This is a genomic window from Providencia rustigianii DSM 4541 (assembly GCF_000156395.1).
Lineage (GTDB): Bacteria > Pseudomonadota > Gammaproteobacteria > Enterobacterales > Enterobacteriaceae > Providencia > Providencia rustigianii.
Map to the genome: position 1 here is coordinate 551 of NZ_GG703827.1, position 686 is coordinate 1,236.

Below are 686 nucleotides of genomic sequence, written 5' to 3' on the forward strand. Positions count from 1 at the left end.
CCGGTTTCCAACGACAATTCATCATGATAATATACCTTTCGTCATGATGTTAATATTGCATACAGTATAACATGTGATTTTATACAGTGTTAATTTTCTTCTCCTGCCATATCTAGATCTGAAACTTTTACCTCAAGCTCTAATGCGCTCATATATCCACTATCATTGAGTGAATGAACAACCCGCGTTAATGTCCACTCAGCATTATCAATTTCAGGCTTAAACCCGCTCACAACTATCGGCATTTCTGGATATAAATCTGCACGCCCTCGCGCAAGCTGAATAGAAAACGAGGCAACCCCGCGTTGAATCTTTTCCCACTGCGCCTTAGCGGCTCTTGCCGCATTCTCTTTAGTCGCATAGGTATGGGATAACGTCAATACATTCCCCTGCTCCCCTGCTAAATATTCGCCTTGCTTTTCCTTTGGATCACTTTTTTTAGCCTGTGTTTTATTGTTGGTTTTTCGCTTTCGCTTCACTGCAACTTCTTTTTTCTTTTTTGGCTCGCGAGTGTCTAACCAGTTTGCAATTACTCCCGTGTATGCCCCACGATCAGCCAAAGAAAAACGGTGTCCATCACCGACGGATCGAGTAATAAACATCGTTTGAATTCGCTGCCCCGTCGCAGTTAATCCCTCCCCCTGCCGCATGAATAATAAATTACCATCTTTTACGGCAACAATTGC

At 43.0% G+C, this 686-nt stretch carries 1 protein-coding gene; it reads right to left on the minus strand.

The window, feature by feature from the left end:
• Window positions 1-89: 89 nt before the first annotated feature.
• Window positions 90-686 (minus strand): contractile injection system protein, VgrG/Pvc8 family (locus PROVRUST_RS18480; protein ID WP_006816441.1); only part of this gene is annotated, 597 nt, incomplete at its 5' end.